The organism is Trichococcus sp. ES5, from assembly GCF_900067165.1.
GTDB lineage: Bacteria > Bacillota > Bacilli > Lactobacillales > Aerococcaceae > Trichococcus > Trichococcus flocculiformis.
Map to the genome: position 1 here is coordinate 160566 of NZ_FJND01000002.1, position 25800 is coordinate 186365.

Here is a 25800-nt window from a genome sequence, read left to right on the forward strand (position 1 = left end):
ATGCATCGTCAACTTACAACCCTTGAGAACAAATGTAAGTATGTTCTCAATGGTTCCGGCAATTATTTCATCAGAGCAATGTCGAACTCGTCATAGTCATTGACAAGTTTTGTATTCTGAAAGACTTTACGGGCATCCCGCTGCAGCTGATGCGCATTGCCGTTCAAGTAACGCGCACTGATGTGAGTCAAATAAAGTTGCTTTACGTTTGCTTCTTTTGCTACGTTAGCGGCATCGATGCACGTTGAGTGGAAATAATCAGAAGCTATCGCTTGGTCTTCTTTCCCAAAGGTACTCTCATGAACCAACACATCGGCATCTCTGGCTAAAACGACTGTATTTTTCGTTCTTCTTGTGTCGCCTAAAATCGTTACGACGCGTCCATTAGTTGTTTTTCCAATAAAGTCCAGTCCGTTGATGGTTCTTCCGTCAGGCAAAACAACAGTCTCGCCGTTCTTGAGTTTTCCATAGAGCGGTCCTGCGGGAACATCCATCTCTTTGAGTTTATCGGCCTGCAATTCTCCTGGATAGTCTGCTTCTTCAACACGGTATCCATACGAAATGATACCATGATTCAGCTTTGCACAACTGACGCGAAATTGCTCATCTTCAAACACAACGCCATCTTCCGTTATTTCGTGGAAAAAGATCGGATAGCGCAAGTGCGACTGGGATATACGCAGACTGGTCAACACAAATTCCTTTATTCCGACAGGGCCATAGATGTTCAAGGGAGTATTGCCGCCTTGAAAAGCCCGACTGCTCAAAAAGCCAGGCAGTCCGAATATATGATCTCCATGCAGATGGGTGATGAAGATTTTTTCCACTTTCCTGGGTCGGATAGTTGTTTTGAGTACACGCTGCTGTGTACCCTCCCCGCAGTCAAAAAGCCAGATGGCATTGCGTTCATCCAACAGCTTCAATGCTATACTGGAAAGATTTCTGCTGGTGGAAGGAACACCTGCTCCTGTGCCTAAAAATTGAATTTTCATAATCAATTGCTCCCATTTTCATCATTTAATTCTTGATAGATTTGCTCTGCCACAAAAAGGGCTAATTGTTGAGCGCCAGTCGGATTCGGATGGACTTGGTCCTCCAGAAGCCAATCGCCATGCCCGCTGCTGTAGGCATTCCAATCCAGAAGATGGACATTGGAATGCGTGCTTTCGGCAAGTTCCAATTGCTCATTCACGCTGTCCTTCCAGATTCTCGGAACATTCGTGGTGAGAAAAAACAAATCCTTGGATGTCCCGATTTCCTCTATGAAGCGTTCTATTTGCGTACGGGTGAAAGTCCCGTTGGAACCAAGAAAGACAACAACCGTATCATGTAATTGCTCCCGTTTTTTTAAATCAGCAATCACCTCAGTGGTTTGGTATAGCTGTCTGCTGACTGCACCTTCGACAACTGCCCGACCAAAAATAGTAACCAGCTGATCCGAAACCGAGAGCAACACAGAGTCGCCTATGAAGGTAATATCAGCATCATGGGCAAATAAAACTACCTCTCGTTCCAGCCCTTCAATATTGTTGATGGCCCTGCTGCGGGCGGAAGCATCACGATTGATTTCTTCCATCTTACTCTGGCTGGCTGCGATCTGCTCTCGCAATTCCTGCACATCGGCATTTTTGCCGGATTTTGCCTGGACCAAACCAGTCAGTGCAATCAGCAGCAGGCAAACACTGCCGGTTGCAAAGATTTTTTCCGGAAAATGCCCGGTGAAACCGAGGGATCCTGAAAGTTTTCTTTTGGAAAAAGTATCCCCAAGACGCCAAGACGGCCCAAACGGTATTTTCCGCCGCTCTTTTTCGAATAGTTGGTAACCTATTTCGGAAAGACAGAGGATGAGTACCAGTTGGATCAAAACATGGCGACCGGGATCAACGCTTGTATCAACTACTTTTGCTTGATAAAGGGAAACGACCGGATAGTACCACAGATACAGAAGGAAACTCCGCCTGCCGATCCACTGAAACGGCTTGAACCGCAGTATTTTTGAAATGAAATTTGCCGGATGTGCTGTTAAGACAACCGCAATGCCGATCATGACACTATTGAAGAACATCCCGCCTCTGTAAGTGAATGCCTGACTATCCAACATGCTGCTGAACATGACGCCGAGAACAGCGTAGCTCAATAATCCGGCGAGCGTCAATCTTCGACCAATCTGCTTCGGCACCGGTTCGTCCAGCCTCTCCAACGGCCAGACAACCGAAAGCGCGCTGCCGATCATAAACGAAAATAAACGCGTATCCGTCCCGTAATAAACGCGTGAAGCGTCCTCTCCAGGTACGTACAACATCCCCATCGCAAGAGCGGAAAACAAAGAAAGTAAGACCGCTGTGTAGAGGATTATCCGTTTATCTTTGTACAACGCCAACAGCAACAACATAACCAGTGGCCAGATGATATAGAATTGGCTTATGATCGAAAGGAACCAGAGATGCATGAACGGTGACTGCACATAGAATTGTTCAAAATAAGAAGCTCCAACAGAAATTTGCCACCAGTTATTGAACATCCCTAATGAAGAAAGGATCCATGGCCGTAAATTCAGTAAGAGTCCTCTTTGGAACAAAGTGATATATGCGGTCACTACTATCATCATCGATAGCAACGGAAAGAAAAGCTTGTGGAACCTTCTGGACAAATAGCTCTTGTAAGCCAGTTTGCCCTTTTCGCTGTATTCTTTGATCACCGACGCTGTAACGAAAAATCCGGTCAGGATGAAAAAAATGTTAACTGCTAAGTAGCCGCCGGGCAAAACATGAGGCATCAAATGATAGAAAATGATGGCAATAATCGCAAGCGCCCGCATCCCATCCAATGGAACGGAACGTTTTTGTACTGTCACGATAATTATCCCCCATTTATTGATACTGATGTTACTTTTTAATCGACGAACTCAAAATGGTAAGTCATGATGCGGACCATGTCGCCGTCTTTCGCTCCCTTGGCCCTCAGTTTTTCATCCACACCCATTTGGCGCAGTTGACGCGCGAAACGCATGATGCTTTCGTCATGAGCAAAATTGGTCATGTTGAATAATTTTTCCAGTCTTTCGCCACCCAAAACCCATGTGGAATCAGGATCGCGTCCGATAGTGAATTGTTCTTGATTTTCTTCGAATTTGTAAAGGACGGATGATTCGACTTCTTCTTCGTCGAATAATGGGAACTCCGGCGTTTCTTTCAGAACTTCTGCAGTGTAGTCCAACAATTCGGCTACGCCGGTAGTCGACCAGGCTGAAATCGGGAAGATTCTCGGTGCTTCGTCATCTCCGAATTTTTCGGCGATTTGTTGTTTGAAGATTTCAAGATTATCTTCCGCTTCCGCCACATCCATTTTATTGGCTACAATCACGGTCGGTCTTTCCAGTAAACGCAATTGGTAACTTTCCAATTCTTTGTTGATTTTTTCATAGTCATCGAAAGGATCTCTGCCTTCTGTGCCGCCCATATCGATGACATGCAGAATGACTCTTGTGCGCTCGATGTGGCGCAAAAATTGGATCCCCAGACCTACGCCTTGGGATGCGCCCTCGATCAATCCCGGTAAATCGGCCATGACAAACTCTTCTCCACTGCGGGTTTGTACCATACCTAAATTGGGCACGAGCGTAGTGAAGTGATAAGCTGCGATTTTTGGTTTCGCTTTTGACACAATCGACAGCAATGTCGATTTACCGACTGATGGGAAGCCCACTAAACCGACGTCCGCGATGACTTTCAGCTCAAGCTCCAACTCCAGCTCTTGCCCGGGTTCACCATTTTCGGCGATTTCGGGTGCAGGGTTTCTCGCAGTGGCAAAACGGTTATTCCCGCGTCCGCCACGTCCGCCTCTTGCGACTACAGCCTGTTGGCCAGCTTCAGTCAGATCAGCGATGAGTTCTTTTGTTTCCGCATTGCGCACAATCGTACCCGGCGGCACCCTGACTATCGTGTCTTTTGCTCCACGGCCGAACATACTCTTACTCATGCCGTTTTCACCGGGCTTGCCCCTGAAATTGCGGTTATAACGGAAATCCAACAACGTGCGCAGGCCTGGATCCACTTCGAAAATGATGCTTCCCCCACGACCGCCGTCGCCACCTGCAGGCCCCCCATCGGGAACATACTTTTCGCGACGGAAAGCTACCATACCATCGCCGCCTTTACCGGCTTTTACATGCACTTTTGCATGATCTAAAAACATTGACATCTTTTTTCCCCCTTGGAAAACTGTTCGGCACTCTATATGCCGAACAAAATGATTCGATTGGCCCAACATTTCCAAATGCGCTTCCGCAGACAAAAAGTTGGACCGTTATCTTTAACAAATAATTTGCGCTTCTTTTTTCTGAACCGCTCATTCTTCCCTCTTAATTTACCATATTAACCAAAAAACGAAAAGAAAATACAGTATGGGAGGTATTGATCCCGCCAGCGCTCGGCGAAAAACAAAATGATGGAGTCGGGAGTAAACAATGTTAGCCCCGCCTCCATCACTTCACTATTTAAGGATCAATTTTCTGACATCAGCAAACTGCATAATGCTCAACGTCAGGTTTCCGAGCGTGTTCAAACGGTTACTGCGGATCGCAATATCCTCGACCATTACCATGTTTTCATCGAAATAAGCTTCAATGTATGGCACAATCGCAGCCAAGGCCGCATAATCCGCTTCCGGATCGCCGTGTGAAAGAGCCAAATCGAGATGGTTAATCTGTACGTACAGATTCTTTTCGCTGGCTGTTTCAAGAAGATCTTTCTGAACAGGAATCGATTCTTCAGGATTCCCGGAAATGTTTACGACACGCGCAAGAGCTTCCATGATCGCCTTGAACGATGCCTCTTCACTGTGCGCCTGCAATACTTTTGCGTTTGCAAACAAAATGTTGACATCTTGTTCTCCGGATTGCAACACAGCTTCCACTATATCATATCGGATGCCGTAGTTTTGAAGTTTCTGTTGGATACGGGCTTTTGCAAAAACAGCAAGTTCATTCATTGTTTTGGAGAACGATTCTGTATCTTCAACCGCATACACCTCTACCAACAAGCTGGAGAGCAACTCTTCCAATGAAAACGACCATTGGTATTTTTCGATGATCTGAATGACCCCGATCATTTGACGGCGCAAAGCATAAGGATCATTCGATCCCGTCGGAACCATTCCTTGCAAGAAGAAGCTGATGATGCTGTCCAATTTGTCCGCCATCGCCAAAACTGCTCCGACTTGGGTCTCCGGCAATGCACCTTCACTGGACACAGGGAGATAGTGTTCGCGGATTGCGGTCGCTACTGCTGCGGTTTCGCCTTGTTGTAGCGCATAGACTTCACCCATGATCCCTTGCAATTCCGTAAATTCGGAAACCATATTGGTTACCAAATCAAATTTATAGATGAAAGCCGCACGTAACAATTGCGTTTTGTCATCCTCTGCCAAATCAAGCAAATCAGCAAGGTGAGCAGCAATTTTAGCTGTGTTGTCCATCTTATCATGAATGGACCCGATTTTCGAATGGAATGTGACTTTTTTTAATTTTTCGACCGACTGCGCAATAGTGATGCGTTGATCTTCGTTGAAGAAGAATAAGCCATCCTCAAGTCGTGCTGTCAGGACCTTTTCATTTCCTTTCTTAACGTTATCGATGAATGCGCCATTCCCGTTGCGTACGGATATGAAGTACGGCAACAGTTTCCCGGATTTATCCTTCACTTCGAAATAGCGTTGGTGGTCCTTCATCGATGTGATCAATACATCTGCCGGCAACGTCAAATATTTGCTGTCGTATTCCCCGAAAAAGGCAGTCGGGTATTCGACCAATGCTGTAACTTCTTCCAACAAGGTTTCATCGTTAGGGATGATCCAGCCGTTTTCAGATTCAATCTGCTGGAATTGGGCACGGATCATATTTTTTCTTTTGTCCTGGTCGGCGATGACGTGTTGTTCCGCTAATTTTTCTGCGTACTCACTTGCATCCGCAAGCATCACTTCTTTGCCCAAGAAACGATGTCCGCGCGTGGTCCGGCCTGAAACGACATCCAAAACTTGGAATGGGATGATTTCATCGTCAGCAAGGGCCGCAATCCAATGGATCGGTCGGATGTATTTGAAGTGATGGTTGCCCCAGTGCATCGAAACAGGGAAAGTCATCGACTCAACAACTGTGTTCAATTCCTTCAGGACTTCTGAGGAAGCTTGTCCGCTCGTTTCCTTCTTGACGAACACATACTCTACACCATTCAGTTCATCAAAGAAGATATCTTCAGGCGTCAATCCTTGCCCGCGGACAAAACCTAGTGCAGCTTTTGACCAGCTGCCGTCCGCCTGCAAAGCGATTTTTTTTGCGGGTCCTTTGACGATTTCAGCCAAATCCGCCTGTTTATCACTCACTCCGCTGGCGATGACCGCCAATCGTCTCGGTGTTGCATACATTTCGATTGCATTAAAGCTGATGCGGTTATCTTCTAAAAAAGCAGTCATCTTTTCTTTCAGTTGGATACTGCTGCTGCGCACATATTTCGCAGGCATTTCTTCCAGTCCGATTTCTAATAATACAGTTTGACTCATCAATTTAGTCCTCCTTCAGGGCAAGTTCTTTTTGATCATCCGAAAGCAAAGGGAAACCCAATTCTTTTCTCTTTTGGACAAAAGCTTTCGCCAATTGGCGTGCCATATTGCGGATCCGCGCGAGATAACCTGCGCGGTCTGTAGCAGAAATGACCCCTCTTGCATCCAACAGATTAAAGGCATGCGAACTCTTCAGGACATAGTCATACGCCGGATGCACAAGACCATTTTCGATCTGTTTTGTCGCTTCTGCTTCAAACGAATCGAACAGTTGGAACAATAAATCAACGTTGCTCTCCTCAAACGAATATTTGGAATGTTCATATTCCGGCTGGCCGAAGATTTCGCCATATTTCACGCCCTCTGTCCATTCAAGATCGTAGACACTGTTCACATCCTGGATATAAGAAGCCAAGCGCTCCAGCCCATAAGTGATTTCGCTCGTGACAGGGCTGCATTCCAAACCGCCCACTTGCTGGAAATAGGTGAACTGGGTTACTTCCATCCCGTCCAACCAGACTTCCCAGCCCAAGCCTGCGCAACCCAATGAAGGGTTTTCCCAGTTGTCCTCTACAAAGCGGATATCGTGTTCGATCGGATCGATGCCCAGCACCTTCAGACTTTCCAGATAGAGTTCCTGGATATTATCCGGTGATGGCTTCATGACCACCTGGAATTGGTGATGCTGATACAGGCGGTTGGGATTCTCACCATAACGGCCGTCAGCAGGACGACGTGAAGGCTCCACGTAAGCGGCATTCCATGGTTCTGGTCCGATTGCGCGCAAGAAAGTGTACGGGCTCATTGTTCCGGCACCCTTCTCCGTATCATAGGACTGCATCAATAGGCAGCCTTGATCTGCCCAAAAATTTTGTAGCGCTTGAATCATTTTTTGCACAGTTAATTTGTTTTCCATCATAATTCTCCTCCACTTGAAATAATACATAAAAAAAGTCCCTATGCATCAAGTTTCCTTGAAACATAGGGACGAATATTTTCGCGGTTCCACCCTAATTCCGGCTGACGCCGGCACTTCGTTACAGGACTCGGATACGCCTTTCCGCAATAGTCTCCCGCTTTGGCTCACACTATCCCAAATTCGCTTTTCGGTACTGACCAGAGGTACTTTTATCTTCAACGTCCAGTATTTAGTTATCCTCAATATTAGCCTTGTTTATGCAGATTGTCAAGAATTACTTGGATCGGACTGTACGCTTTCGTTCGGCTTGTTTGGCTCCGGTTCGGTAGCGGAACGGAACGGGATTTCAACCTTTGTCTCCCAAGCGTACATCTGATCGATGAAGCTCTTACTTTTCAGGCGGATCCCGACATATTCTTCATATAATTCGTCGATGAAGGCTCTGAGCGCCTGTTTTGTCTCCGGTTTTATTTTTATGTTCCCGACTTGCTTGGGCGTTACCAATTGGAAAATACGGGCAAAATGGATTGCCGCAGGGCTTGCATGTGATCTTCTGGGATCCTCACCGTAATGTTTCTGGCATAGCGCTCCGGAATATTTGACCGAAAAATCGAATGGTTCCTGTTTGCTGTGACAGACAACGCATTCCTGCAGTTGCGGAGCTGCTCCGAAATATTTCAATACCCGCATCTCGAAAATGTTCACTATGACTTCCGCATCCATCCCGTTCTGCATGGCGACCAGAGATTCCTCGAGCAGATCGTAGAGGTCGGCTGCCTTGATGGCATCATTAATGGCCGCATCGGCTAAGTTGTTCAAATAAGTCGCATAGGCATTCAGGTGGATGTCCGTTTGCATGTTGGAAAAATGGGAGATATCGCGACTATCCTGAAGGAAGCTGAGTCCGTCATCTTTGATGTGGCCAAGATAAGTCGCTTTCGTGAATGGCAGCAACGCTGCTTTCAGGGAATGGTTCGGATTTTTGATGTTCTTTACAAAAAACATCCGTTTTCCATGTTCACGCGTAAATATTTTTACCAAAGCATCCTTTTCCCTGTGTTTTCGGATCGATAAGACGATGCCATCAAATTGCTGATATATCTCCATGTCGCATCCTTTCAAAAACAGAAGAGCCCGGAAGGCAACCTCCCAAACTCTTTCTGATTGCTATACGAATACCTTTAGCGCACGAGCTGATCAATCGTAATCTTTTTGGCGGTAACCGTAGTCCTGCAGATAACTCTGTTTGTCGCGCCAATCTTTTTGGACTTTTACCCAAAGTTCGAGGTAGATCTTATCACCAAGCATCGCTTCGATATCGCGGCGTGCACGGACACCGATTTCTTTCAACATTTTCCCGCCTTTGCCGATGATGATGCCTTTCTGGCTAGCACGATCGACGATGATGGTTGCGTGTACGTGCACTTTATCATCTTCATTGCGCAACATCGATTCCACGACGACTGCCACGGAATGCGGCACTTCTTCTTTGGTCAACTGCAGGATCTTTTCGCGGATGAATTCGGACACGACGAAATATTCCGGATGATCCGTCACTTGATCGTCCGGATAGAATTGCGGTCCTTCCGGCATGTATTTTTTGATGGTGACCATCATTTCATCGACATTGTTCCCTTGAATGGCGGAAATCGGAATCACTTCATTAAATTCATTGTCTGACGTATAGTCCATAATGATTTTAAGCAATTCCTCCGGCTTGACCTGATCGATTTTGTTGATGACCAAGAATTTCGGCGTGCGCAGATTTTTGAGTTTCTCAAGGATAAAATTATCGCCCGCCCCTCTTTTTTCTGCCGCATTCACCATAAAGAGAACCAGATCCACTTCATTGAACGTACTGTATGCGCTCTTCAGCATAAAATCGTTCAAACGCGTCTGCGGTTTGTGGATTCCGGGAGTGTCGATGAACACAATTTGGGAATCATCCGAAGTGACTACTCCTTGGATTTTGTTCCGTGTAGTTTGCGGGACATCGCTCATGATAGCGACCTTTTGACCGACAATACGGTTCAGTAGGGTGGATTTTCCTACGTTCGGTCTCCCGATGATGGAGACGAACCCAGATTTGAAATCTTCTTTTTTATTCATACAAAACTCCTCAAATTAACTTATAATATAATTCCACAAACTCGGGCAAAAAAATGATAGCTGCAATAACAATGGTAAAGAGTACTGTAACCAAGACCGCTCCGGCAGCGATATCTTTTGCTTTCTTTGCGAGAGGATGATATTCGTAATCCGTAACCAAATCGACCACATTTTCAAATATCGTATTCAAAAATTCCATGATGATGACCAAAAATATGCAGAAGATGATCACGATCCATTCCGTTGTGCTCGATTCGAAAATCCATGCCAACAGAAGCGGTATCAAGCCCAACAAGGCATGGCTGCGCATATTCTTTTCTTCTTTGAGGATAATGCCGATGCCATCCAAAGCATGCCTAACTGAAGCGAAAAAATTTGGATTCTTGCCAACTTTCCCCATTTTTTCCTTACTCGTCTCTTTTAAGTCCATAAGCATCCAATATCTCTTTCTGAAGACCAAACATTTCCTTTTCGTCTTCCTCCGTCATGTGATCATAACCATTCAAATGCAGGAAACCATGCAAAGCAAGGAAACCCAGTTCTCTTTCGAAACTGTGACCATAGGACTCCGCTTGTTCAAGGGTCTTTTCGGTTGAAATGATGATATCGCCAATGTTGGTGGGGAACAATCCGGATATGCTTTCCATATTGATTGGGAAGTCATCATCCATGTCATCATTCAGCGCAAAGCTGATGACGTCCGTCGCTTGATCTTTGTTGCGGTATTCTCGATTGATCTCCTGGATACGATTGTTGTCCACAAACGTGATCGACAATTCGGTATCCGGTGCCAACTTCAAATACTCCCCCGCAAAGGAAATCAGGGAATGGACCAACTCCGTGTGGTCTTTTTGTACAGATTCTGTTTCATCAAAAATATCTATTTCCATATAATCGCTCACTTTTCTATGTTGTGTTTTGTTTCCTCTTTGACATCATATGCTTTGATGATGTTCGCAACGACCGGATGCCGCACGACATCATAGGTATCAAAGGTGACAAAAGCGATATCCGGGATGCCCTTAAGTTTCTTCTCGGCATCAATCAATCCTGACAGCGCCCCTTTCGGCAAATCGATTTGGGTCTTGTCACCGTTGACGATCATTTTTGAACCGAACCCGAGCCGCGTCAGGAACATCTTCATCTGTGCGACGGTCGTATTCTGAGCCTCATCAAGGATGATGAAGGCATCTTCCAGCGTCCGTCCACGCATATAAGCTAGCGGCGCAATTTCGATGACTCCCCTGTCCATCAAACGTGTGGTGTGCTCAACCCCGTAGATTGCATAAAGCGCATCATAGACCGGACGCAGATACGGGTCAACTTTTTCCTTCAGATCTCCGGGTAAAAATCCCAGATTTTCACCAGCTTCAACAGCTGGACGTGTCAGGATGATTTTTTTTACTTTACCGTTCTTCAGAGCCTCAACAGCCATCACTACGGCCAAGAACGTTTTCCCGGTCCCGGCAGGACCTATTCCGAAAACAACATCTTTATTCTTGACGGCTTGCACATATTGTCTTTGGCCGAAATTTTTTGCCCGGATAGGCTTGCCTGCGTATGATCTGCCTATTTCCTCTTCGTAAAGGTTAATGAAGAAGTCAAGGCTTCCGCGTTCCGACATTTTTATAGCTGTGACGATATCTGTTTGTGAAATAGGGATGCCGCGCGCTGACAGTTCCAATAGTTGCTTAATCAGGGAGCGGGCTCTGTCGACAGCTGGCTCTTCACCACTGATTTCAATTTTCATGCCGCGGCTTGTAATGGTCACATGCAGAGCATCTTCCAGCATCCTCAGATGCTTATCCTGCGATCCAAATAATTGAGGCAAGACGGATGCGTCCGTCACTTCAATTTTCTCTGTTTTATTCACTTTATCGGTCAAACAAGCTACACTCCTCTTTTTGGGGATTTTTTTCACTGCTCATTGCCTACATTATAACATAAAGCGGCAAGGCTTATGAAAGTATTTATCCCTCTTACGTTCAAGGTGATTCTGCAGAACGACAAAAAAATGGAATGATACGGAGATCATCCCATTCTTTATCGATAAGTCTCTAAGAATTTTAGAATGTGAGCATCTGACTGTTAGAATTTACGTTTTCTGGCAGCTTCAGATTTTTTCTTGCGTCTCACACTTGGCTTTTCATAAAATTCATGTTTACGAGCGTCTTGTAGAGTTCCAGTTTTTGAAACAGTACGTTTAAAGCGACGAAGAGCATCATCAAGAGATTCGTTTTTACGAACAACTGTTTTTGACATTAAATATTCCCTCCCTCCGAGCATTAAAAGTAACGTTTCCTTTTGAAAGTAAGTAATCAAAATGAAATTGTTCTTTTGATATTATATCATAGAAGAAAGCAATTGCAACGTTTTATTGTAAAACAACAATAGGATTTCTACCATCAGAATAAACCTGAGTTTTCTGTACTGACTTTCGCGCTATCCGGCAGTCAGACAGTTCTTGCAAACACCAAATATTTCGAAGCGGTGGGAAGAAATCTGGCATCCTTCCAACTGTTGCTCGAAGAAATCCATCGGACACATCTGCAAAGCAATCGTCATTCCGCATTGTTGACAAATAAAGTGATGATGATGGTGTCCCTCGTGCAGACAAGTGATCCGGAAAAGTTTTTCGTTGTTCAATTCTGTTTCTTCCAAGATTCCAACTTCAACAAAAGTGTACAGATTGCGGTATATCGTATCATAGCTGAGTGTCGGATATTCCTCCTCCAAAGCCTGTAAAACTGCTTTTGCCGGAAGGTAGCGGTTCTCTTCCACAAAGACAGTAATGATATCTTCTCTTTTTTGAGTGTATTTATAACCGTGCTTTTTTAATCGCTGCAGTGCAATTGTTACGGTATCTACTGGCATCATTTTCCCTCCCGACTCTATCATTTTCAAATTGACTATAGTATATTATTAGTGAGAATGCAATGATTAAGATTCAGGAAGGACGAAATTATATGGAACAACAGGAGCAACAGGACCTACATTTTGTCATTATATCCGATTCAGTGGGAGATACGGCCAGGAAAGTCCTTCAGGCAGTCTTGGCGCAATTCCCATCACTGACAGTTCATATGTATCACTATCCGTTCATCAGAAAAATGAAGGATCTGGAGCCAGTATTGGAAGAGGCCAAAGAGCTGAAAGCATTTGTCATCCATACTTTGGTCGTCGAAAATTTGAGTGAGTTCACAGACGATTTCTGCGAAGCAGAGAATTTGCCTTGCTATAACATACTGAAGGACTTGGTCAAGGATATTTCCAAAGCAACGGGACAACTGCCACTCAAGAGGGCGGGCGCTTTGCACCGTCTGGACGACGAATATTTCAACCGGATCAGCGCTATCGAATTCGCTGTCAAATATGATGACGGAAAAGATCCAAAAGGCTTTTTGGATGCGGATCTCGTCCTGCTGGGCGTTTCGCGTACTTCAAAAACCCCACTTTCCATGTTTTTGGCAAACAAAAACATCAAAGTAGCAAACTTGCCGATTATGCCGGAAGCCTCAGTGCCCGAAGAGATTTGGCAAGTGGATCCGAAGAAAATCGTAGGATTGACCAATGATGCCGAAGTGTTGAATAATTTCCGAAAAGAACGGATGATCGCCTACGGATTATCGCCTGAAACCATCTATTCGGACATGGATCGTATCCGGGCTGAATTGGAATATGCGTATGATTTGTACAACAAATTGGGTTGCATTGTCATCAATGTATCCAAACGTTCTATAGAAGAAACAGCCGCGATCATCATGAGCAGCATCGAAATCTCCGATACAACCATCATTCCGTAAAACCAAAAGAAGAGAACCCGTTGATTCATTCGGGCCCTCTTCTTTTTTCTATTTTGCAGCCGGGCAGTTTGGTCAGAACCCTCTGCTGGATCCACCGCCTCCGGAAGAACCGCCGCCTCCGAAGCCGCCACCACCACCAAATCCACCGCCTCCAAATCCGCCTCCGCCATATCCGCCACGATGATTGTTACCGCGGTAACTGCTCCCGCCGCCTCCACTAAGAAGCAACCACCACAACGGGTTCATTCCACCACCACGTCCACCGCGACCGCCTCTGCCACCAAAAAAGAAGGACAACAGCAAAAGAATAAACAGGAATTGGATAAGGGATGCGAAGAACGACGAATCGTCCTCCACATATTGCGTCGTATTGACAGGATAACCGGAGAAAATCACTTCATCATCATATTGATACTCCTGATTGATGACAACTGCCGCCTCCGTAAAGATTTCTTTCAGGCCACCATCGAAATCGTTGGCCGAAAGATACTCCAGATGATTGTCCAGAATTCTGCCCGTTCTACTGTCCGTCAGGGCACCTTCCAGACCATACCCGATCTCGAAGCGGATTTCCCTTTCTTCCAGAGCCAACAAAATCAGTACACCATTGTCAGCATCCGCTTGACCGATTTTCCATTTTTCAAACAGATCGACAGAATACTCCTCGATTGTCTCGCCTTCCAGTGAATCAACCACTGCCACGACAACTTGAGGTTTCTCCTCGGTCAATTCGTACTGCTCATTCACACTCATGATGAATGTTTTTGTTTCTTCGGAGAGCGTACCGCTTGGATCATAGACATAAAATTCGCTTGTCGGATCTGGTAACTCCTGCGCGTTTTTGGATGGTGCGAACATCATCGAAAAGAAGAATGCTCCCAAAACCAAAAGTAGTTGCCATCGCACCTTTTTTCTCATTTGAAACAAAGCATCCTCAACCCCTCAATTATTCGTCATCTGTATTCAGATCTACACTAGGCGCGGTTTCAGCGCCGCTGACCGCTTCAAAATAAGATTTTTCATCAAATCCGAAAAGTCCGGCCATGAGCGACCCAGGGAAGCGTTTGACTTTGTTGTTGTATTGTTGCACAGATTCGTTGTATCGATCCCTTTCGACAGAAATTCTGTTTTCTGTGCCCGCCAACTCATCCATCAAAGCCGTCACCTGCTCATTCGATTTCAATTCCGGATAGTTCTCGACAATCACCAACAGACGCGAAAGTGCAGATTCCATTTCGTTGCTGGCGGCAACCTGTTCTTCGGTCGTTTGGGCACTGCCGATTCTGGCACGGGCATCAGCGATTGCGCCGAACACTTCCTGTTCCTGTTCCATGGCTCCTTTTACTGATTCCACCAAGTTGGGGATCAGATCATAACGTCTTTGGAGCTTGGTTTCCACATTCGCCCATTGCACATCGACATTGCTTTCCTCAGTCACCAAACCATTATAAGAGCTGATCAATGGCACTCCCAACAACAACACTGCAATAAAAACACCGATTAAGCCTTTCAACCAACCTTTCATCTTCCCATCTCCTTCATTCATTTATTTTGTGCTTGTATATAATTATCCCTGATTCCAGACAAAACCGCATCCATCCAAAGATGTATTTCTTACTGGTTCAATATGTCTTCCAATAAGCCCGGATTGAATGTCTGCGACTTCAGCATATCCAATTCGAATCTGTAAGGCGCCTTTTTGTTCTTTTTGTCCTCGCCCACGAACGGCGTTTCCAATATTTTCGGCAAATCCTGCAGTTGCGGATGGTGAACGATTTTATTCAGAGTTTCGAAGCCGATGGTGCCGAATCCGATATTCGCATGTCTGTCTTTGTGGGCCCCTCTCTCGTTTTTTGAGTCGTTGACATGAATCATTTTCAAACGTTCCAGGCCGATGATGCGGTCGAATTCTTCCAACACACCATCGAAGTCCTCTTTGACGTTATAGCCCGCATCATTCGTATGGCACGTATCCAACGTCACCGAAAGTTTGTCGTTATGGACTACCCCATCCATGATGGCAGCCAGCTCTTCAAACGTCCGGCCGATCTCTGTGCCTTTTCCGGCCATCGTTTCCAATGCAATCTGCGCTGTCTGACTAGGCTCCAGCACTTCATTCAAGCCCTTGATGATCTGTTTGATGCCTATCTCAGAACCTGCGCCGACATGCGAACCTGGATGCAACGTGATTTGTTTTGCACCAAGCGCTTGAGCCCGCACGATTTCTTCGCGCAAAAATCCGATCGCAAATTCAAAATGATCCGGTTTCGTTGTATTCGCCAAATTGATGATGTAGGGTGCATGGACGACCAACTCGACCAGACCATGCTTCGCCATATAATCCATTCCTTCCGGAATATTCATCTCATCGACACTTTTTCTCCGGGTATTCTGCGGAGCGCCTGTGTAAATCATAAATACCGAAGAACCGTATGACGCTGCCTCCTCTGCTGAACCCAACAGCATTTTTTTGCCGCCCATAGAAACATGTGAACCTATCTTTAACATATCTTCACCCTTTTATTGTGTATTATCCTAAAAAGCAATTCCGCCTAATCCAAAGCAACAGACGAAAAAAAACAGCCTTATGATACGATTATTGTATCATAAGGCCTGTTTTCATTACCATCAGATGCTCTTTTTAGTTCAATTGCTAATCCAAGGTTAGTCCAAAGAGGCGATTTTCAGGCTCAATTCTTTCAACTGAGCTGCGCTTACTTCGCTTGGGGCGTTCGTCATCGGGTCGAAAGCTTTCCCGTTTTTAGGGAACGCGATCACTTCGCGGATGTTCGATTCACCAGCCAACAACATGACCAAACGATCCAACCCTAAAGCGATGCCCCCATGAGGTGGGAACCCGTAATCGAATGCATCCATCAAGAAACCGAACTCCTCTTCAGCCTCTTCTTTACTGAAACCAAGTGCCGCAAACATCTGCTCCTGTACTTCTCTTGTGTGGATACGCAACGAGCCTCCGCCGATCTCATAACCGTTCAGGACGATATCATAGGCTTGCGCATAAACTTCTTCCGGATGTTCGGCTAATTTGCTAAGATCTTCATCATTCGGACGTGTGAACGGGTGGTGCATTGCAGTGTAACGTTTTGCGTCCGCATCGTACTCAAGCAATGGCCAATCCACAACCCAAACGAAAGCGAATTGGGATTTGTCGATTAGATCAAGATCGCGGCCAAACTTCAGACGCAACTCTCCAAGCGCTTGATAGACGATTTCTTTTTTATCAGCAACAAACACAAGCAAGTCTCCAGGCTCAGCATCCATCAGTCTGATCAATTCATCGCTGTCTTCGGTAAAGAATTTCGCCACGGCGCCTTTCAATCCATCTTCTTCGACTTTCATCCAAGCCATGCCTTTTGCGCCGTATTGTTTGGCGTACTCGATCAGGTTATCCATGTCTTTGCGTGAATAAGCATCGGCTTTACCTTTAACGTTCAAGCCACGGACTTGTCCGCCGCTTTCACTTGTTGCTTTGAATACGTTGAATGAAGAAGTTTTCGCAAATTCGTTCATGTCGATCAGTTCCAACGCGAAACGAGTATCCGGCTTATCACTGCCGAAACGGTTCATCGCCTCATCATAGGAGATGCGAGGGAATGGAGCCGGAATATCTTTGCCCAGAACGTCCTTCATGACTTTTTGAAGCATGTTTTCGGTAATTTCCTGAATCTCCTCAGCAGAAAGGAAACTTGTTTCGATATCCACTTGCGTAAATTCTGGCTGTCTGTCACCGCGCAAATCTTCATCGCGGAAGCAACGAACGATCTGGTAATAGCGGTCAAATCCAGCGCCCATCAGCATCTGTTTGAACAGTTGCGGCGATTGTGGCAGTGCGTAAAATTCGCCTTGGTGGACACGGGATGGAACGATATAGTCACGCGCACCTTCCGGAGTCGATTTCGTCAAATATGGTGTTTCGATATCCATAAAATTCAAGTCATCCAAATAATTACGGACAGTACGCGTCGTTTGATGGCGAATTTTCATGTTGTTCATCATTTTGTCTCTTCTTAAGTCAATGTAGCGGTATTTCATGCGCAGTTCATCCGATACGTTCAGATCGCCTTCGATATAGAACGGCGGTGTTTTCGCTTTCGCCAAAATTTCCACGGATTCCGCTTCAATTTCGATCGTTCCTGTACCGATATTCGGATTAATTTGATTTTCTTCACGTAGGACTACTTTACCTTTGACTTGCAGGACATATTCTCCACGGATCGTTTCTGCAATACGGAAGGCTTCTTCGCTGAATTCCGTGTTGAAAACGACTTGGACGATGCCTTCACGGTCACGCAGATGGATAAAGATCAATCCACCCAAGTCCCTTCTTTTGTTTACCCAACCATTGGCGACGACAGTCTGCCCAACCGATGCTTCTGTCAATAATCCGCAATACTCTGTTCTTCTTTCCATTTTCACTACCCTCTTCTGTATTTTCTAGTCTTCTTTTCCAAAAAATTCATTAAAAGCCGTCATATCGGCTGTCTGTGTTTTGTACACTTTATCGAAATCAGCATAAATTTCAGCCAATGATAAAGTCTGTTCTTTGCCGGTTGACATCACTTTGAATTGCACCTGTTTGTTATTCAATTCATTCTCGCCGATTGTCAGGACCACTTTGGCTCCATTTTTCGTAGCGGTTTTGAATTGGGCTTTGGCTTTGCGGTCATGGAAGTCTCGATCCGCCGAATACCCTGCTTGGCGCGCATTTTGGACCAATTTCAAGGTTTCGATGTTCGTAGCTTCTCCCAGACCGACCACATAAACATCCAACTCGGATAATTTTGGCACATCGACTTGCTGGTCCTTGATCAAAAGGATCAGCCTTTCCAAGCCCATTCCGAAGCCAAATCCAGGAACCTCCGGCCCGCCGATTTCCTGAACCAAGCCATCATAGCGGCCACCGCCGCAGATGGTCGTTTCGGCTCCGAAGACTGCGGACGAAGTCATAATTTCAAAGATAGTGTCTTGGTAATAGTCGAGTCCGCGGACCATATTGCTGTTGATAGTGAACGGAATTTCCAATGCCTGAAGCATTTCCTGAACCGCCTCAAAATGTTTCCTTGAATCATCCGACAAGAACTCCAAGATGCTTGGTGCCTGGGCAACGATTTCCTTGTCGCGCTTGTCTTTGCTGTCCAACACGCGCAACGGATTCTTATGTAAACGAGTCTGGGAATCTTTGCTCAGTTCATCATGGAACGGTTCTAGGTAGGCGATCAGCGCTTCGCGGTATCTGATCCGGTCTTCAGTTTTCCCCAAAGAATTGATGACCAATTTCAGATCGCTCAATTCCAATTCCTTCAGTATATCCCATGCCAATGCCATTGTTTCGACATCGGTCGCCGGATTCACGCTTCCGAAAACTTCCACACCCAATTGGTGGAATTGTCGCATTCTTCCGCCTTGTGGTCTTTCGTAGCGGAACATTGGGCTGATGTAATAGACTTTCAGCGGTTTTGGATGTTCAGGACCGAACAGTTTGTTCTCAACATAAGCCCTAACCACCGGGGCTGTTCCTTCCGGCTTCAATGCGATATGGCGTTCGCCTTTGTCGAAGAAATCATACATTTCTTTCGATACGATATCGCTCGTATCGCCAACGCCTCTGGAAAACAACTCATAGCTTTCAAACATCGGCGTGCGGATTTCCGAAAATTGATAGTCATGCAATAAGATTCGGGCTGTCTCTTCCACATATTGCCAAATTTCTGCTTCCTGCAAAAATATGTCAGCAGTCCCTTTTGGTTTTTGTATCATTTTTATAACCATTCCTTTCGCTTCATACTGTTTTTTGTCTGAAAAAAAGCAAAAAAATAGCCCTCTTTCCATCATGGAAAAGGACGATTAGTCAGACGTGGTGCCACCTTTATTCGAAAGCATAGCTTTCCTTTAACGAGTAACGTTCGTGGCGTAATAGCTTTTCACTATTAATCCTCCAACCTGTCTTTCAAATAAACGTTTGGGAGTGCTCTCAGCCGCGGCAATCCTCTCTGAATCAAACCAATCTATTCTACTTCGATCTTCACTGGACATTTATAATTTCCTTAACGATACAAGATAAGCTTCGAATTGTCAATACTGTTTTCATCATATTTTCATCTTGATGTACTTCCCCCCTGTCCAGATACAGCACAACTTTATAATTTCTGAAAAGGCTTTGCATTGGATAACGTATCTTTGCTATAATGATAGAAGAATTGAACAATTTTTGTAAATTTTATGCATCCCAAACCAGAAAGGAGACAATCAGTGAAAACTATCGGAAAAAATAGACATCTGTTCTTCTTGATGCTTGTTTTGCTATTTGTTGGATTGGGCTCCTTCGGTACGGTAGCATTAGCCAACTATACTTCGGTCAGCATCTCCGCCAGCATCGTAAACGTCCGGTCCGGTCCGGGTTTATCTTACGATATTATGACGCAAATACAAGGCGGATCCTCTGTCAACGTTTTAGCGGATAAGAACGAATGGTATAAAGTCCGGTTATCGGATGGAAGAATCGGTTGGGTAGCAAGCTGGCTGATCAACAATACCGAAATCGCGGCAACCTCCGAATTGCTGGCAACGGTCCTTGCACCCTCCGCCAATATCCGGCAGGAGAACAATGAAACATCTGAAGTCGTCGGAACGGCTATTTCAGGTGAAAAATTCGCCCTATTATACGAAGAAAACGGTTGGAGCCAAATCCAATACAACAATAAAGTTGCTTGGATTTTGTCTGAGCTGATCGAAATTTCACCAGGCAGCATTCAGTTGGCGCCAGAAACAGTCGATACCACTGCCGTTGTTGCAGACGACACTAATCCGAAAGTGATCATCACGATGGATGGCGTAAATGTCCGCAGCAGTGCTTCGACAGGCAGCAATATCCTGTTCATTGCCGAAAAAGGCGAAGAGTACGAACTGATCAGCGAATCCGGTGATTTCTATAAGATCCTATATGAGGGAAACAAGGAAGGTTACGTCGCCTCCTGGTTGGTGGAAACATCCGAATCACTCGGTGCGCCAGTCACTGCGTCATCGACCACCACGCTTGCAGAAGCGACAATCGTGATTGATCCGGGCCACGGAGGAGAAGATCCGGGTGCGGAAGGTACTTATATTTATGAGAAGGAAGTCACACTCAAAACCGCTCAAGCTGTGGCGGAAAAATTACGCAGTGCCGGAGCCAACGTCATATTGACGCGCACCTCGGACATCTATGTCACTTTGGAAGATCGCGCAGAAATGAGTAATGTCAACAATGCTGATTTATTCATCAGTCTGCATTACGACTCCACCGCAAGCGGTACTTCAGCGACTGGCTTTACGACTTATTATTACGCAGATGAGGATATCCCGTTAGCCAATCTGGTCGATAATCACCTGGCTGACACCTTGCCGTTGCAGGACAACGGATCCAAGTTCGGAGATTTCCTGGTTACACGCGAAAATGATCAGCCGGCCTTGCTGTTGGAACTTGGCTATATGAACAACGAATCCGACGTCAAGACCTTCAATTCCGACTACTATCGCTCGCTGGTGGCAGAAAGCATCTACCAAGCATTGACCGAATATTTCCAATAAGAAAGCGGAACGGGTTCGTTCAGCCCTGAGTAAGGAAACACTGTGACCTAATCGGTCAAGTACTCTGATGTCACAGTGCGACATCAGAGGGCCTCACTGCGAGACCAGTTGGATGGCCTGATGACAGGAATAAGCGATTGAAATCGCAAGAGTCATGACAATTTAGGAAATCGTGCCGACTGAGCATCGAAGAGCCCAATTGCTGAGAGACTTCCGAAACAAAGGAATCAACGTGACCGTACCGGTCAGTTGTATCATGTTTCTAAGCAATCAAAGATGGCAAGAACCATGACAAGTCGAACAGTATGTCTTGGCTCGTAGAGACAAGAGGTTCCTTTATCACTTTTCCGAAGGGCTAACCCGTGAAGCTAGACATCAAGAAAACAGAGTCTGCAGCTTGAACCTCGAATGGTTCAAGCTGCAGACTCTGTTATTTGTTTTTGGAATCGATGATTATGGTTACAGGCCCATCGTTGACCAAAGAAACCGCCATGTGCGCCCCGAACTCACCGGACGCCACTGAGAATCCTTCAGCTCTTAACCGTTCATTGAACTCTTGATAGAGCGCCTCGCCGGTTTCGGGGGCGGCCGCATTGATGAAGCTTGGACGATTGCCTTTTTTTGTATCAGCGAATAAAGTGAACTGGGATATGGAAAGAATGTCTCCACCCACATCCTTCAAAGAGCGGTTCATTTTCCCCTCTTCATCCTCAAAAACCCTGAGATTTGCAACTTTACGGGCAAGGTAGCACACATCTTCTTGTGCATCCTCTTTACCGATACCGACCAATAGCATGAACCCTTTACCAATTTCTCCTATGATTTCCCCATTAACCAAGACGGCTGCTTCCGTCACTTTCTGCACAACTACACGCATAAATTTCCTCTATTCACTTTGATTAATCAGGATATGACCCTTCTGACTGTGTACACATCCGGAATATTTTTTATTTTATCAACGATTTTATCCAGTTGACTCAAATTCTGAATTCCAATTTTCAGCGTAATGACCGCAATTTTATTGCTGTCGACTTTCCCGTTGACGCTGCTGAGATTTTTGGTCATTGTGTTCACCACATGCAGAATTTCATTCAAGAGGCCTGAGCGATTATAGCCTTCGACTGTCAACTCGGTTTCGTAATCGATGGTGGACGTGCCGGCATCCTCCCATTCGACTTCGATCAGCCGATCGCCATGTTCTCCCGATACCTGCACATTCGGGCAATCTTTCCTATGGACTGAGATGCCGCGCCCTTTTGTGATGTATCCGACAATTTCATCTCCTGGGACCGGATTGCAGCAATGGCTGATGCGGATGAGCAGATTATCTACACCTTGAATGACTACACCACCTTCATGGCGGATCTTCATTTTAGGGTTGTCTTTTTTCGTTTTTTGCTCGATTGTGTCCAACTGTTGTTCCGCTTTGTGTTTGTCCCGCTCCCGGCGTGCTTTCTCGGTCAAACGGTTGGATACAATAAACGCGGACAATTCACCGAACCCGATGGCTGCATACAGATCATCCTCTGAATTGACATTGAAGCGATTCAATAAATCTTTGATTGCTTGTTTCGTCAGGAATTCTTTTGGTGAAAATTCCATTTCCGTCAGTTGTTTTTCCAGCATATCGCGGCCTTTGATGACGTGTTCATCACGGTCCTGCAGCTTGAAGTAGCGTTTGATTTTGTTTTTTGCCTTACTGGTGGAAACCAAGTTGACCCAGTCCCTGCTCGGACCGAATGAGTTCGGTGATGTCATCACTTCGATGATATCGCCATTCTGCAGTTTGTAGTTCAAAGGGACAATCTTGCCATTGACTTTTGCCCCAATGGTTTTATGTCCGATTTCAGTATGGATATTATAGGCGAAATCCAAAGGGCCGGCACCCGATGGCAATTCGACGACATCGCCTTTCGGAGTGAAGACATAAACCTTGTCCTTGAAGATATCCTCCTTGACGCTTTCGACGAACTCACTAGCATTCTTGGAATCATCCTGCAAGTCGATCAGATCACGGAACCAATCGATCTGATGGGGCATCTTATCGGGATCGATTTTTTTGGTGATACCCTCTTTGTATGCCCAGTGAGCCGCAACCCCGTACTCCGCGACTTGGTGCATTTCGATTGTCCGGATTTGGATTTCGACTGGCGTTCCTTGTGTCCCGATAACTGTCGTATGCAGCGACTGATACATATTCGCCTTAGGCATGGCGATATAGTCTTTGAACCGACCCGGCATCGGTTTCCATTTTGTATGAATAGCACCCAAAACGGCATAACAGTCTTTGATGGAATGGACGATGACGCGGATAGCCAAAAGATCATAGATTTCCGTGAATTGTTTCTTTTGGTCCTTCATTTTCCGATAAATGGAGTTGATATGCTTCGGCCTGCCGTAGATGTCGGCCTCAATCTCTAATTCATCGATTGAGTCTTTGATTTTGTTGATCGTGTCCTTGATGTAGAGCTCCCGTTCATCGCGTTTGCTGTTCATCAAGTGAACAATCCGGTAATATTGCTGTGGATTCAAATACCTGAGCGACGTATCCTCCAATTCCCATTTGATCCGGTTCATCCCCAGGCGGTGGGCCAAGGGTGCATATATCTCCAAAGTCTCATTTGAGATGGTCCGTTGTTTTTCCGGCTTGTGATATTTCAATGTCCGCATATTGTGCAATCTGTCCGCTAGTTTCACCATGATGATCCGTAAATCCTTCGCCATGGCCATCAACATTTTGCGGTGGTTTTCAGCCTGTTGCTCTTCATGCGACTTGTATTCGATTTTCCCTAACTTGGTAACGCCATCCACCAGAATGGCGACGGTTTTGGAGAATTCCCGTTCGATATCATCCAAAGTAAATTCTGTATCTTCCACAACATCATGCAAAAATCCCGTTGCGATCGTTTCTGGATCTAATTTCAAATCTGCCAATATCGCTGCGACTTGAGTCGGATGAACGAAGTATTCCTCACCGGACTTCCGCATCTGTCCGCTATGAGCCTCCCGGGCAAAATCACACGCTTTTTGGACAAATGCCACGTGGGTTTCATTCATATATTCCGCGCATAGCTGCACAACCTCTTCAGGTGAATAGGTTTTGATTTTCGGCATGTTGTCACTCCTGACTCTTTAAGATTATGTATTTCCTTACTGCAGTTCCATTCTCAGACGGAACCAATACCGAGCATACGCTGTTCCGTAAATAAAAAAATGAATATTTCCTTTTATTATACTTTAAATCGGAACGATGCGCCATCAACAATTATCCTCGGTTCACGAGCATAATGCACTATAAAAAACCTTGAAGGACAGCTTCATAAAAAAAGCAGTCATTCAAGGTTCCTTGATCATTTAATTATTCGGATGCAAACGGAGCACCCCATGCATTTATCTGACCGCAAGCCAACCTTCGACGATTTTCTTGCCACTGGAAGTGCCCAAACGAGTCGCGCCGGCTGCAATGAAAGCCAAGGCGTCTTCGTACGTGCGCACTCCACCGCTTGCTTTCACATCCATCACGGGACCGACAGTTTTACGCATCAGTGCGATATCTTCCAAAGTTGCACCACCTGTCGAAAAGCCGGTGGATGTCTTGACAAAGTCGGCACCAGCCTTTTGGGCCAACTGGCAAGCGATGACTTTTTCCTCATCGGTCAACAGACAGGTCTCAATGATGACCTTCAGGATCGCTTTGCCTTTTACGGCTTCGACCAAAGCTGCGATTTCATGTTCGACAGTCTGATAATCGCCATCCTTCAAAGCGCCAATGTTGATGACCATATCGACTTCATCAGCACCGTTCTGGACCGCCTGTTTCGCTTCGAAAGTCTTCACTTCAGCCGTATTGGCACCATGCGGAAACCCAATGACCGTACAGACAAGCACATCCGAGCCGGTCAGGAAGGCTTCTACTTTTTTGACCCAGTAGGGTTGCACGCAGACGGACTTGAAGTCATATTCCCTCGCCTCTTCGCAAAGGGCTTTGATTTCCTCCTCTGTCGCATCTTGTCTTAATAATGTGTGATCGATATACTTGTTTAATTTTTCAACCATTTTTATCCGCTCCTTTTCTTAATTCCATTTCATAGGATACTGCCGCCAACGCATATAAAGGGGCTGTTTCGGCCCGCAAAATCCTCGGTCCCAAAGCACAGCTCTTATGGCCGGCTTGTCTGAACGCCGCCAGTTCTTCCGGCGCTAATCCGCCTTCAGGGCCAAATACAAACAACAAAGAATCGCCTGGTTCAAGATTTCCCAGTGTGTTCACCAAGATGCTGCCCTCACCGACCTTTGCATCCTCTTCATAGGCAATCAATACTTTACTGTATTTTTCCGCTTCCGCCAACAACTCTTTGAGGTTGTGCACAGGATGCACAAAAGGCTCTTTTTGGCGGTGCGATTGCTCCGCGGCCTCTCTCGCAATTTTCTGCAGGCGCTGCTGTTTTTTTGCGCTTTTGTCCGCTGTCCACTTCACAACCGCATTTTTTGCTGAAAAAGGCAGGAAGGCTGCCGCGCCCAACTCTGTACCCTTCTGTACGATATATTCCAGCTTGTCGCCCTTCGGCAAACCGCAGGCAATCGTAATCTTGACCGGAAGTTCCGTTGAACGGTCTTCATCAGCCACCCATTTCAAACTGACCGTATTTGCGGATATGTCAATGAGCTCCGCAACGAACGAAATGCCTGAATTGTCGGCCAAATATACTTGCTCCCCCTGCTTCATGCGCATCACATGCACCATATGGTGATGGAAATCATCCGACAAAATGATCGGCTGCGTTTGATAATCTCTTGTCAGCGGCGGAATGATGTATCGTTGCATGC

23 protein-coding genes are annotated in these 25800 nt (G+C 45.8%); 2 read left to right on the plus strand and 21 right to left on the minus strand.

The window, feature by feature from the left end; genetic code table 11:
• Window positions 1-62: 62 nt before the first annotated feature.
• The 12 genes from rnz to TES5_RS02995 all read right to left on the minus strand — a co-directional run bounded on the left by rnz (window position 63) and on the right by TES5_RS02995 (window position 12457).
• Window positions 63-992, minus strand: a complete 930-nt coding sequence (gene rnz / locus TES5_RS02940) for a ribonuclease Z (protein ID WP_068559636.1) — start codon at window positions 990-992, stop codon at window positions 63-65.
• Window positions 993-994: 2 nt separating this feature from the next.
• Window positions 995-2854 carry an acyltransferase family protein gene (locus TES5_RS02945; protein WP_068559638.1) on the minus strand — a complete coding sequence of 620 codons (1860 nt, stop codon included), beginning with the start codon at window positions 2852-2854 and terminating at the stop codon, window positions 995-997.
• Window positions 2855-2892: 38 nt separating this feature from the next.
• Window positions 2893-4200: a GTPase ObgE gene (gene obgE, locus TES5_RS02950; protein ID WP_068559640.1), complete on the minus strand. Its 1308-nt coding sequence runs from the start codon at window positions 4198-4200 to the stop codon at window positions 2893-2895.
• Between the two features lie 291 nt (window positions 4201-4491).
• A complete protein-coding gene (glyS, locus tag TES5_RS02955) occupies window positions 4492-6555 on the minus strand; it encodes a glycine--tRNA ligase subunit beta (RefSeq protein WP_068559642.1) in 2064 nt (687 codons plus the stop codon).
• A 4-nt stretch (window positions 6556-6559) separates the two neighbouring features.
• Window positions 6560-7471, minus strand: coding sequence for a glycine--tRNA ligase subunit alpha (glyQ, locus tag TES5_RS02960; RefSeq protein WP_068559829.1), 912 nt, complete (start codon window positions 7469-7471; stop codon window positions 6560-6562).
• A 270-nt stretch (window positions 7472-7741) separates the two neighbouring features.
• Window positions 7742-8581: a DNA repair protein RecO gene (gene recO / locus TES5_RS02965; protein WP_068559644.1), complete on the minus strand. Its 840-nt coding sequence runs from the start codon at window positions 8579-8581 to the stop codon at window positions 7742-7744.
• Window positions 8582-8671: 90 nt separating this feature from the next.
• Window positions 8672-9583, minus strand: a complete 912-nt coding sequence (gene era / locus TES5_RS02970; protein ID WP_068559646.1) for a GTPase Era — start codon at window positions 9581-9583, stop codon at window positions 8672-8674.
• A gap of 10 nt (window positions 9584-9593) precedes the next feature.
• A complete protein-coding gene (locus TES5_RS02975) occupies window positions 9594-10019 on the minus strand; it encodes a diacylglycerol kinase family protein (protein WP_068559649.1) in 426 nt (141 codons plus the stop codon).
• Window positions 9991-10473, minus strand: a complete 483-nt coding sequence (ybeY, locus tag TES5_RS02980) for an rRNA maturation RNase YbeY (protein WP_068559831.1) — start codon at window positions 10471-10473, stop codon at window positions 9991-9993. Before ybeY ends, TES5_RS02975 begins: the two co-directional genes overlap by 29 nt.
• Window positions 10474-10481: 8 nt before the next feature.
• Window positions 10482-11468: a PhoH family protein gene (locus TES5_RS02985; RefSeq protein WP_068559651.1), complete on the minus strand. Its 987-nt coding sequence runs from the start codon at window positions 11466-11468 to the stop codon at window positions 10482-10484.
• A 203-nt stretch (window positions 11469-11671) separates the two neighbouring features.
• Complete coding sequence (gene rpsU, locus TES5_RS02990; RefSeq protein WP_068559653.1) at window positions 11672-11845, minus strand: 30S ribosomal protein S21; 174 nt, start codon at window positions 11843-11845, stop codon at window positions 11672-11674.
• 180 nt (window positions 11846-12025) lie between these two features.
• Window positions 12026-12457, minus strand: a complete 432-nt coding sequence (locus tag TES5_RS02995) for a Fur family transcriptional regulator (protein ID WP_143148176.1) — start codon at window positions 12455-12457, stop codon at window positions 12026-12028.
• A 92-nt stretch (window positions 12458-12549) separates the two neighbouring features.
• Between TES5_RS02995 and TES5_RS03000 the strand changes: the two genes are divergently transcribed.
• Window positions 12550-13386 (plus strand): pyruvate, water dikinase regulatory protein, encoded by an 837-nt coding sequence (locus tag TES5_RS03000; RefSeq protein WP_068559656.1) that lies wholly within the window; start codon window positions 12550-12552, stop codon window positions 13384-13386.
• A gap of 72 nt (window positions 13387-13458) precedes the next feature.
• Here the strand turns inward: TES5_RS03000 and TES5_RS03005 are convergent, their stop codons facing one another.
• From TES5_RS03005 to hisS, 5 genes are all read right to left on the minus strand, one after another.
• Window positions 13459-14304, minus strand: a complete 846-nt coding sequence (locus TES5_RS03005; protein ID WP_068559658.1) for a TPM domain-containing protein — start codon at window positions 14302-14304, stop codon at window positions 13459-13461.
• A gap of 28 nt (window positions 14305-14332) precedes the next feature.
• On the minus strand, window positions 14333-14911 hold the full coding sequence (locus TES5_RS03010) for a LemA family protein (RefSeq protein WP_068559660.1): 579 nt from the start codon (window positions 14909-14911) through the stop codon (window positions 14333-14335).
• Window positions 14912-15000: 89 nt separating this feature from the next.
• The gene (locus tag TES5_RS03015; protein ID WP_068559662.1) at window positions 15001-15894 is read right to left on the minus strand and encodes a deoxyribonuclease IV; all 894 of its coding nucleotides are present in this window, start codon (window positions 15892-15894) and stop codon (window positions 15001-15003) included.
• A gap of 156 nt (window positions 15895-16050) precedes the next feature.
• Window positions 16051-17817 (minus strand): aspartate--tRNA ligase, encoded by a 1767-nt coding sequence (aspS, locus tag TES5_RS03020; protein ID WP_068559664.1) that lies wholly within the window; start codon window positions 17815-17817, stop codon window positions 16051-16053.
• Between the two features lie 24 nt (window positions 17818-17841).
• Window positions 17842-19164, minus strand: a complete 1323-nt coding sequence (gene hisS, locus TES5_RS03025; protein WP_068559833.1) for a histidine--tRNA ligase — start codon at window positions 19162-19164, stop codon at window positions 17842-17844.
• 492 nt (window positions 19165-19656) lie between these two features.
• Between hisS and TES5_RS03030 the strand changes: the two genes are divergently transcribed.
• Entirely contained in the window at window positions 19657-20973 is a 1317-nt protein-coding gene (locus tag TES5_RS03030) for an N-acetylmuramoyl-L-alanine amidase (RefSeq protein ID WP_232309274.1), read from the plus strand.
• Between the two features lie 430 nt (window positions 20974-21403).
• Here the strand turns inward: TES5_RS03030 and dtd are convergent, their stop codons facing one another.
• From dtd to TES5_RS03050, 4 genes are all read right to left on the minus strand, one after another.
• Window positions 21404-21850, minus strand: coding sequence for a D-aminoacyl-tRNA deacylase (gene dtd, locus TES5_RS03035; RefSeq protein WP_068559668.1), 447 nt, complete (start codon window positions 21848-21850; stop codon window positions 21404-21406).
• Between the two features lie 26 nt (window positions 21851-21876).
• Window positions 21877-24087, minus strand: coding sequence for a RelA/SpoT family protein (locus tag TES5_RS03040; RefSeq protein ID WP_068559670.1), 2211 nt, complete (start codon window positions 24085-24087; stop codon window positions 21877-21879).
• A 276-nt stretch (window positions 24088-24363) separates the two neighbouring features.
• The gene (gene deoC, locus TES5_RS03045; RefSeq protein ID WP_068559671.1) at window positions 24364-25029 is read right to left on the minus strand and encodes a deoxyribose-phosphate aldolase; all 666 of its coding nucleotides are present in this window, start codon (window positions 25027-25029) and stop codon (window positions 24364-24366) included.
• On the minus strand, window positions 25022-25798 hold the full coding sequence (locus tag TES5_RS03050) for a 16S rRNA (uracil(1498)-N(3))-methyltransferase (RefSeq protein WP_068559673.1): 777 nt from the start codon (window positions 25796-25798) through the stop codon (window positions 25022-25024). Before TES5_RS03050 ends, deoC begins: the two co-directional genes overlap by 8 nt.
• Window positions 25799-25800: the final 2 nt, after the last annotated feature.

Excerpts from the sequence above, each read along its gene's own strand:
- TES5_RS02995 (WP_143148176.1), bottom strand. The coding sequence starts at position 12,457 with ATGCCAGTAGATACCGTAACAATTGCACTGCAGCGATTAAAAAAGCAC.
- ybeY (WP_068559831.1), bottom strand. The coding sequence starts at position 10,473 with ATGGAAATAGATATTTTTGATGAAACAGAATCTGTACAAAAAGACCAC.
- rnz (WP_068559636.1), bottom strand. The coding sequence starts at position 992 with ATGAAAATTCAATTTTTAGGCACAGGAGCAGGTGTTCCTTCCACCAGC.
- glyS (WP_068559642.1), bottom strand. The coding sequence starts at position 6,555 with ATGAGTCAAACTGTATTATTAGAAATCGGACTGGAAGAAATGCCTGCG.
- TES5_RS02975 (WP_068559649.1), bottom strand. The coding sequence starts at position 10,019 with ATGCTTATGGACTTAAAAGAGACGAGTAAGGAAAAAATGGGGAAAGTT.
- deoC (WP_068559671.1), bottom strand. The coding sequence starts at position 25,029 with ATGGTTGAAAAATTAAACAAGTATATCGATCACACATTATTAAGACAA.
- TES5_RS03010 (WP_068559660.1), bottom strand. The coding sequence starts at position 14,911 with ATGAAAGGTTGGTTGAAAGGCTTAATCGGTGTTTTTATTGCAGTGTTG.
- aspS (WP_068559664.1), bottom strand. The coding sequence starts at position 17,817 with ATGGAAAGAAGAACAGAGTATTGCGGATTATTGACAGAAGCATCGGTT.
- TES5_RS03040 (WP_068559670.1), bottom strand. The coding sequence starts at position 24,087 with ATGCCGAAAATCAAAACCTATTCACCTGAAGAGGTTGTGCAGCTATGC.
- obgE (WP_068559640.1), bottom strand. The coding sequence starts at position 4,200 with ATGTCAATGTTTTTAGATCATGCAAAAGTGCATGTAAAAGCCGGTAAA.
- glyQ (WP_068559829.1), bottom strand. The coding sequence starts at position 7,471 with ATGGAAAACAAATTAACTGTGCAAAAAATGATTCAAGCGCTACAAAAT.
- TES5_RS03005 (WP_068559658.1), bottom strand. The coding sequence starts at position 14,304 with ATGAGAAAAAAGGTGCGATGGCAACTACTTTTGGTTTTGGGAGCATTC.
- recO (WP_068559644.1), bottom strand. The coding sequence starts at position 8,581 with ATGGAGATATATCAGCAATTTGATGGCATCGTCTTATCGATCCGAAAA.
- TES5_RS03000 (WP_068559656.1), top strand. The coding sequence starts at position 12,550 with ATGGAACAACAGGAGCAACAGGACCTACATTTTGTCATTATATCCGAT.
- TES5_RS03015 (WP_068559662.1), bottom strand. The coding sequence starts at position 15,894 with ATGTTAAAGATAGGTTCACATGTTTCTATGGGCGGCAAAAAAATGCTG.
- TES5_RS03050 (WP_068559673.1), bottom strand. The coding sequence starts at position 25,798 with ATGCAACGATACATCATTCCGCCGCTGACAAGAGATTATCAAACGCAG.
- hisS (WP_068559833.1), bottom strand. The coding sequence starts at position 19,164 with ATGATACAAAAACCAAAAGGGACTGCTGACATATTTTTGCAGGAAGCA.
- era (WP_068559646.1), bottom strand. The coding sequence starts at position 9,583 with ATGAATAAAAAAGAAGATTTCAAATCTGGGTTCGTCTCCATCATCGGG.
- dtd (WP_068559668.1), bottom strand. The coding sequence starts at position 21,850 with ATGCGTGTAGTTGTGCAGAAAGTGACGGAAGCAGCCGTCTTGGTTAAT.
- rpsU (WP_068559653.1), bottom strand. The coding sequence starts at position 11,845 with ATGTCAAAAACAGTTGTTCGTAAAAACGAATCTCTTGATGATGCTCTT.